This window comes from Pseudomonas sp. CM25 (assembly GCF_013179705.1).
Lineage (GTDB): Bacteria > Pseudomonadota > Gammaproteobacteria > Pseudomonadales > Pseudomonadaceae > Aquipseudomonas.
The window spans coordinates 1-6,512 of the sequence record NZ_JABMCW010000307.1 but is presented as its reverse complement, the minus strand read 5'-3'; the positions used below and the strand labels follow the sequence as shown (position 1 = coordinate 6,512).

11 protein-coding genes and 1 pseudogene are annotated in these 6,512 nt (G+C 55.8%); 9 read left to right on the top strand and 3 right to left on the bottom strand.

Features of this window, described 5'->3' with window-relative positions; genetic code table 11:
* The 4 genes from HP546_RS23885 to HP546_RS23870 all read left to right on the top strand — a co-directional run.
* Nucleotides 1–288, top strand: a 288-nt coding sequence (locus HP546_RS23885) for a DUF1654 domain-containing protein (RefSeq protein WP_256678528.1), incomplete at its 5' end; no start/stop codon positions are given.
* Nucleotides 289–517: 229 nt separating this feature from the next.
* Entirely contained in the window at nt 518–700 is a 183-nt protein-coding gene (locus HP546_RS23880; protein ID WP_172230332.1) for a hypothetical protein, read from the top strand.
* A gap of 1 nt (nt 701) precedes the next feature.
* Nucleotides 702–1,187, top strand: a complete 486-nt coding sequence (locus HP546_RS23875; protein ID WP_172230346.1) for a type II toxin-antitoxin system death-on-curing family toxin — start codon at nt 702–704, stop codon at nt 1,185–1,187.
* Between the two features lie 29 nt (nt 1,188–1,216).
* Nucleotides 1,217–1,933: a type II toxin-antitoxin system death-on-curing family toxin gene (locus tag HP546_RS23870; protein WP_218584595.1), complete on the top strand. Its 717-nt coding sequence runs from the start codon at nt 1,217–1,219 to the stop codon at nt 1,931–1,933.
* A gap of 110 nt (nt 1,934–2,043) precedes the next feature.
* On the opposite strand, the gene HP546_RS23865 is transcribed toward HP546_RS23870, so the two are convergent.
* The 3 genes from HP546_RS23865 to HP546_RS23855 form a co-directional block, all read right to left on the bottom strand.
* The gene (locus HP546_RS23865) at nt 2,044–2,280 is read right to left on the bottom strand and encodes a hypothetical protein (protein ID WP_172230344.1); all 237 of its coding nucleotides are present in this window, start codon (nt 2,278–2,280) and stop codon (nt 2,044–2,046) included.
* A gap of 14 nt (nt 2,281–2,294) precedes the next feature.
* Nucleotides 2,295–2,627 (bottom strand): hypothetical protein, encoded by a 333-nt coding sequence (locus HP546_RS23860; protein ID WP_172230341.1) that lies wholly within the window; start codon nt 2,625–2,627, stop codon nt 2,295–2,297.
* A gap of 82 nt (nt 2,628–2,709) precedes the next feature.
* A complete protein-coding gene (locus HP546_RS23855) occupies nt 2,710–3,552 on the bottom strand; it encodes a S24 family peptidase (protein WP_172230338.1) in 843 nt (280 codons plus the stop codon).
* A 96-nt stretch (nt 3,553–3,648) separates the two neighbouring features.
* On the opposite strand from HP546_RS23855, the gene HP546_RS23850 reads away from it, so the two are divergent.
* The 5 genes and pseudogenes from HP546_RS23850 (at nt 3,649) to HP546_RS23830 (ending at nt 6,493) form a co-directional block, all read left to right on the top strand.
* Complete coding sequence (locus HP546_RS23850) at nt 3,649–3,897, top strand: Cro/CI family transcriptional regulator (protein ID WP_016486618.1); 249 nt, start codon at nt 3,649–3,651, stop codon at nt 3,895–3,897.
* Nucleotides 3,898–3,930: 33 nt separating this feature from the next.
* The gene (locus HP546_RS23845; protein WP_004573832.1) at nt 3,931–4,119 is read left to right on the top strand and encodes a hypothetical protein; all 189 of its coding nucleotides are present in this window, start codon (nt 3,931–3,933) and stop codon (nt 4,117–4,119) included.
* Nucleotides 4,120–4,410: 291 nt separating this feature from the next.
* Nucleotides 4,411–5,254: pseudogene (locus HP546_RS23840) on the top strand (transporter).
* A gap of 142 nt (nt 5,255–5,396) precedes the next feature.
* Nucleotides 5,397–5,741 carry a hypothetical protein gene (locus HP546_RS23835; protein WP_164524735.1) on the top strand — a complete coding sequence of 115 codons (345 nt, stop codon included), beginning with the start codon at nt 5,397–5,399 and terminating at the stop codon, nt 5,739–5,741.
* Nucleotides 5,738–6,493 (top strand): hypothetical protein, encoded by a 756-nt coding sequence (locus HP546_RS23830; protein WP_172230335.1) that lies wholly within the window; start codon nt 5,738–5,740, stop codon nt 6,491–6,493. The genes HP546_RS23835 and HP546_RS23830 overlap by 4 nt, the downstream gene beginning before the upstream one ends.
* The last annotated feature ends 19 nt before the right edge of the window (nt 6,494–6,512 follow it).

The window sequence follows — 6,512 nt, the reverse complement described above, 5'->3', positions numbered from 1 at the left end:
GAGATGACCGCCCTTGAACGGCTGGGCTTGCGGGTCTCGTCGATGATCAATCACCCGATCGCGCAGTCGCAGCGCTGGGTGACAATCCATCGCCTGGACACGGATGGAGACATGGAGTGGGAGGAGGTGATGGGACTGCTGGCTGAAACGGCGGAGCTGGACCTGACGTTCAATGACGACGAGAGCGTGACGGTTCGGTGGGAGCCACATAGCGCCGAGGATCGTGACGACGTGGTCGTGGAGCAGGATTGGGAGGAGGAAAGGGTAGAGGAGGAGGCGCCTTTCTGATTGGCTCGCAAAAGTCCCGGTACTGGTTTGATGTACAGTCTCGTCCGCCTTGACAAAATTTTTTTTGAGAAACGGGATCGAAACTACTGTCCAGACGATACGGTTGAGGATATAAGACGTGCGTGTGAGCGCGTGAGAGATCGCTTGCACTGTAACGAAGCATGTCCGTGAAGCCGCAGGAAACTAGGCCGAGATCGGCCTAAGCTACAGACTTAAGGAGAAGGCTCACATGCTGGAGATAGCTATGGCACACACTAAACCAGGAGCAATTCGTCCAAACGCGAAAAATGGAAACGTGAGCGCTGTGGTGAGCAGAAGAAGCTATTCTGCCCACGCGAAGCAGGTTAACAACGCGTTCTTGATTATATTTGCGCAATACGAACGTGCCTTCGAAGAATTGGCGAAAGTTTGATATGGCTGGATCTGCAAATGTAATTCAGTGGCTAAGTGAATCAGACATAGCGTCACTCAATCATAATTTGATTGATGCCCAAACCCCGATGGAGCCAGTGGGAGTCCTGAATCTATCAGGACTCTCATCCGCTCAGTATCGAGCCATTCAGTATCAAAACTATGCTGGTGTTAGCGATATATTCGTGTTGGGTGCAGTTTTTTCCGAGGCGTTAGTACAAAATCATCCATTTTTTAATGCAAATAAGAGAACTGCGGCTGCGGCTGTAATGGTTTTTTTGTTGATTAATGGCGTGATGCTCAAGGCACCTTGGGAACAAGTAGTGGATATGTTTGAAGGCCTTGCCAAACACACCTTTGACATTGATGATTTCTCCTGCTGGCTCAAGCACTGGAGTGTTAAGTTTGATGTCTCTCGGCTTGATGAGTTGGCTGCCGATGCGTACTTCAATAACAAAACACTCAAATCTAAATTTTCAAAGCTCTAAGCTTTACCGGGGAAATGATGGACAGGGAGTTGGTAGAAAGTATCCACCTGTATCTGGTTGATCACTTTGCGGATTCGGATGACCCTTTGGAACCCTCGGGAGTTAAGGACTACAACCTTCTTGAGTCAGCATGCGCCCGACCTTTTCAAACGGTTCATGGCAAAGATGCATATGAAACAGAGTACGAGAAGGGAGCCGCAATTTTTCATGGGATTATCGCAAATCATTGCTTTCATAACGGTAATAAGCGAACCGCGCTACTTAGTGCGCTTTATTATCTAGGTGAAAACAACATTTGGGTTGATCGCTGTAATGATGATGATATGTTCGAGTTTACTCGTCAAATTGCAGCTCATGAAATCGCAGAGAAGCGTGAAGATGAGGTTTCAGTAATAGTTGAATGGCTTTTTCGAAATTCACGCAAAATCATGAAGTCTGATAAGTATCTTTCTTACAATGATTTGCGAGAAAAGCTCGGTAGGTTTGACTTTGAGCTCTCCGAGCGCAACGGGCTAGTTGATGTTCTTAAGGAAGGGGAGATCATCACAAGGATTTTGAAGAAGGGCAAGCATGGACGAGAGGAATATGACCCTGTCTATGTGGCAGATCTCCGAAAGCGTCTTCAGTTGACAGTCGATTATGGTGTTGACTCTGGTCGATTCTACGGGCAGAAGGGTGTTTCAGATGAGCTCAATGAATTTATGAATATTAGGGGCGCAGTTTTTCGGAGATTGGCAACTGCCTGACTCTGTTGAATTCCGGCTTTACGCTGAGTGGGCCCTACCTTAACCCACTCTAGCTAACCTAACTATCAAACTAAGTGCGCATTCCTCTCCAGCAGCTCCCGGTCCTACCATTACGTTTCCTCTCTGAGGATAAGTCCCGCCTTCACCTCATCTCCGTACCCCACGAACCGGTCCTCTCCCGCCTGCATCACCTGGCAGATCCTGATCACGGCCTGGGCGTCATTCTCGTTCCCGGCCTGGCTCAGCCGCACCGCTATCTGCATTAGCTCGACTGCTGACCATTTCAGGTCATTGGCCAGGTCTTGGAACTCTCGGCGCAGCTGCTGGTTGGGTTTGGTTAAGGTCATGGTAGGGACTCAGCCTATCGGCAAGCTTCCGCGCCGACGTAATCGGCGATTGAACCGGAAACAATGGGACCCATTCGAGGATCAGGCTGGGAGGCTTTCATCTGCTCCAGGGTTTCGCCGGTACCAAGGTACTTCACTGTGCGATCTTCGCAGTTGTACAAGCGTCGAGAATAGGAGGTGCCACTCGATCCGATGCGCTTCGTCGTGATCGTGCGCTCATTTCCGTAGGTATCTCGAGCCAAGACAGTGTAGGTGGCCTTGGAGTCCGATGGCACGTGCAGTGACGTGGCCGCGGAAACCGCAGGAATCAAAGCCAAGCCAAGCACAGCGAAAATCATTCGTGACATATAGTTTCCTTGCTAAAGAGGCAGCCCACTAAAGCTGCCAGATCGCCAAATCCTTGCAGATGATCTTGCGCCTGCAGGTGGTTCACACAAGGTGCGCATTCCAGACCAGCAGCACCCTGGCCTGAATGTAGGTCATGTCCCGCCGGATCAGTCGATCCTTGTGCCTGGCATTGTCCGAAATCATCTCGTAGTGTTCCTCATCAGCGACCTGCAGCCGCTTGATGTAGAGAAGGTCGTCCCACACGAATAGGTAGATACCGTCGCCCACGAATTCGCGGACGTTGATGTTCACGATCAGCGGGTCGCGATGCTTGATCGTGGGCTCCATCGACTGGCCCCAGCCGGTGACTACTTTCAGGTGGTAGTGCTCCTCGAACTCGACGCCGATTTCCCGCAGGTGACTGGGGCTGACGCGAATGTCCTTGAGCATTTCCGGGTAGTCGTGGGGGAGTTGGCCGCCACCCATTGCAGCGCGGATATCGTAGTGAGCGATCCGGACCTCGTCCCCGACCAGGCCAGGCCGGGTGAAATCTACGGTAATCACATTTCCTTCATCGGTCGCTTCGGCGGCTGCAATCAACTGTGCGCGCGCCGAATCCGACAAGTTCTTGCCTTGCTTGGCGAGCATGGCGCGAACCATGTCGGCAGCTGAGGTTGGCGCCGGCTCTGCGACAGGTTCCGAAGTGACGTCCTGGATGCTCTCGTAGGAGAAGCCAGGGCGAAGCCCCCAGTGTTCAGGGCCAACCACGTCAGAAAAGTAAGCGATCACGTCCATCAGCTTGGACTTGTCGATCCGGCCGTTTTTCACCCAGCCCTGTACCGACGGAGGCTTCACCTGGAAGTCGTCTGCGAGCTGTTTCTTAGATACGCCCTTGGCGATCCGCGCAGCATCAATGGCTGCACCTAATTCTGGTCCGGTAAGCATTGCCTAATTAGGCCTATCGCCAGCGCGATTAGGCAATGGCTTGTACAAAATAAGGTAATGCCTTATATTCATCGGTAAATCTCCAGGAGAGAACTCATGAAATCAGCAGAAGCAGCCAAAGAAGCATCCCGCGTGCTGGGCAGCCAGGCGGAATTGGCGCGCCGGCTGAATGTTGCGGCACCCACCGTCAACCAATGGTGTTCAGGAGAGCGCACGGTCCCAGCCAAGCGCGCACTACAGATTGAGGCGCTTACGAATGGCGCTGTGAATCGTGCCGATCTGTGTCCTTCGTTCCCATGGAGCCAGATCGACAGCAACCCGACCCACGCGCTTTCTGCCGCTTAACCCGCTCACCACCTGCAAGGAGCAGTGCCCCGTATGTATGCCAATCCCAAGCACCTGCATGACCGCGAGATCAAGGTCCGGGTCGATGAGGACACTTTCAACTTGATTCAGGCGTTAGCCGCGTATCACCGCACTCAGCGTGCCGTGCTGTGCCGCGAACTGCTGGAAGCGCAGCTGGCTGCCCTGGCTTCGGAGAATACCGGCGATCAAACCGCAGCCTGAAGGCCGCGAGGAGGCCCTATGCCGACCGAACAATTCGGTCTGGATCAGGGATCGATGGAGTTGCTTGAGCGAGAGGCGCGAAAGCGGGGAATGACCCCGGAAGCGCTAGCAGCTGAGCTGATTGATCGAGAGCTGGCCAGCCGAACGAAACCTCGAAACGCGAGGGGGGCGGTTCTTCCGTTCCAGCGCAAGGCCTGAACAGGCCCTGATAAGCCCGAATTACGGGCACAAAAAAGCCGGGGGTGAAGGCCCGGCTCTCTGCAACACAAAACTCTGAAGGGAATTATGCATATGCAGACCCAAAGTGTACAGGCCCTCATCCGGCCCGCGCCACAAAATGCGAACCACGATTTCGTGGCGCCGATGATGACGAGCCTTGAACTCGTCGACTTCATCAATGACGACAGGAAGGCAAAGGCTTATGCCGCAGGCATGGCATTCCCTTGCGAGGGCTATCCAAAGCTGATGCACAAGAACTTCCTGGCCAAGGTGCCGGAAGTGCTCGGCGCGACATCGGCTGATTTTTCAGCCGATCTCCCTGACGGCTATGGGCGCGCTCGTCGCGGCTATTCCTTCCCGAAGCGGGAAGCGTGCTTGATGGCAATGTCGTACAGCTACGAGCTGCAGGCCAAGGTTTTCGATCGCATGAGCGCGCTTGAATCAAAGCCCCGCCGCGCCCGTCGACCTCAGCAAGCTGGAAATCCTCCAGATGGCCCTGGAGTCGGAGAAAGCCCGCGTCCTGCTCACCGTCCAGGTCGAGGCCCAGGCCAAAAAGATCGACCACCTGGAGAACCTCTTCAAGGAAGGCATGAGCCACGTCCAGTTCTGCAAGGGCCTCAATGGGGTCAACGTGATGCAGGTTGGCCACTTCCTCGAGCGCCGCAACTGGCTCTACAACGAGAGCAAGTCCGGCACCCGGTACCGCGTCGCGGCCTACGCCCGCGACAAGTACATGACCGAGCACCAGCAGGAGATCACCCTGCACGGGAAAGAGGCGTTCATCAGCTACACGCCGATCCTCCTGCGCAAGGGCGCCGTGCGCCTGTACGAGCTGTACCTGGCCGGCGAGCTGCCCATGAAGAAGAACTGGGACGGCCTGCACACTCACGACAAGGCCGTGCGGGGTGCAGCATGAAACCGAGAATTCGCCCTCGTGGCGGCCTGTGGCACTGCGAATGGTGCGGCTACAACGCACTGGGCGCGTCGATAGAGGCCGCGTACTGGAATCTTGATGAGCTTGTGCGCATTCGTGGGCAGCGCCTGCCTCTGGAGGCAGCATGAGCATCGCAAGGATACAGGAAAGGCTGGAGCTGATTGACCGCATGAGAAAGGGCGGGGAATCGCTTGATCCGGCTTTCAGTGAGCGAGACGCACGTTCCCTTCTGGGCGAAATCGACCAGCTCAAGGCCGAGAACGAGCGTTTTCGTCGCTACTCCGAACAGCTGCAGGCCGACAAGAAAGCGCTCACCGAGACGCACGTCCTCTACACCTGGCTGCGCAAGAAGTGCGACGAGCCCAGCAATGACGCTGTCGCGGTGTACATGAACATCGGCCACGACTGGGCGAAGGTCACTGATCTCGACCGTGATCTACGCGCCATGATCGATCGGGAGGAGCCATGAGCATCATCCGTGCGCCTCGTCCCGAGGCCAATTTCTACATGCTCAACAAGTCGATCAGCGAGGACGGGCGCCTGAGCTGGGCTGCCCGCGGCCTGCTGGTCTTCCTGCTGGGCAAGCCAGACCACTGGGCTGTGTCCGTCACCCACCTGCGCAACGAGACTGCCAAGTCGTCGAAGCCTACTGGTCGTGACGGTGTGTACGGCCTGCTGCAAGAGCTGATCACCGCCGGCTACGTCCAGCGCCGCCAGGACCGTGGCGAGTCCGGTTTGCTGGGCGAAACCCACTACGTCGTGTCGGAAACACCGCTTCCGGCTTTGCCGTATCCGGTTGAACCGATTCCGGCTCAGCCGTATCCGGCAAATCCGACACTAGTAAGTATTGAAGGTAAGCAAGCACTGAAGGGAGTAAGGACTGACTCTCGCGAAAGCGAACTGATCGACTTCGAGCGGTTCTGGTCGATCTACCCGCGCAAGGTGAGCAAGGCCGACGCCAAGAAGGCCTGGGCGAAGATCAAGGTCACCGCTGACCTGTTCGACCTGATGGCCAAGGCGCTGGCTGCCTGGATCGTGTCGACCGACTGGACCAAGGACGGCGGCCAGTTCATCCCGCACGCCTCAACCTGGCTGAACGGCAAGCGTTGGGAAGACGAACTGCCGCAGCCGGCAGGCGCCGCCCCGTTCGCATCCCGCCGCCCGGCCAGCGGTCCCGACTTCAACGACACCAGCTGGGCTGATGACCTGGGGGGCTTATGACCGCACAACCGAAACTGCG

Excerpts from the sequence above, each read along its gene's own strand:
- HP546_RS23875 (WP_172230346.1), top strand. The coding sequence starts at position 702 with ATGGCTGGATCTGCAAATGTAATTCAGTGGCTAAGTGAATCAGACATA.
- HP546_RS23855 (WP_172230338.1), bottom strand. The coding sequence starts at position 3,552 with ATGCTTACCGGACCAGAATTAGGTGCAGCCATTGATGCTGCGCGGATC.
- HP546_RS23830 (WP_172230335.1), top strand. The coding sequence starts at position 5,738 with ATGAGCATCATCCGTGCGCCTCGTCCCGAGGCCAATTTCTACATGCTC.
- HP546_RS23865 (WP_172230344.1), bottom strand. The coding sequence starts at position 2,280 with ATGACCTTAACCAAACCCAACCAGCAGCTGCGCCGAGAGTTCCAAGAC.
- HP546_RS23880 (WP_172230332.1), top strand. The coding sequence starts at position 518 with ATGCTGGAGATAGCTATGGCACACACTAAACCAGGAGCAATTCGTCCA.
- HP546_RS23845 (WP_004573832.1), top strand. The coding sequence starts at position 3,931 with ATGTATGCCAATCCCAAGCACCTGCATGACCGCGAGATCAAGGTCCGG.
- HP546_RS23850 (WP_016486618.1), top strand. The coding sequence starts at position 3,649 with ATGAAATCAGCAGAAGCAGCCAAAGAAGCATCCCGCGTGCTGGGCAGC.
- HP546_RS23835 (WP_164524735.1), top strand. The coding sequence starts at position 5,397 with ATGAGCATCGCAAGGATACAGGAAAGGCTGGAGCTGATTGACCGCATG.
- HP546_RS23860 (WP_172230341.1), bottom strand. The coding sequence starts at position 2,627 with ATGTCACGAATGATTTTCGCTGTGCTTGGCTTGGCTTTGATTCCTGCG.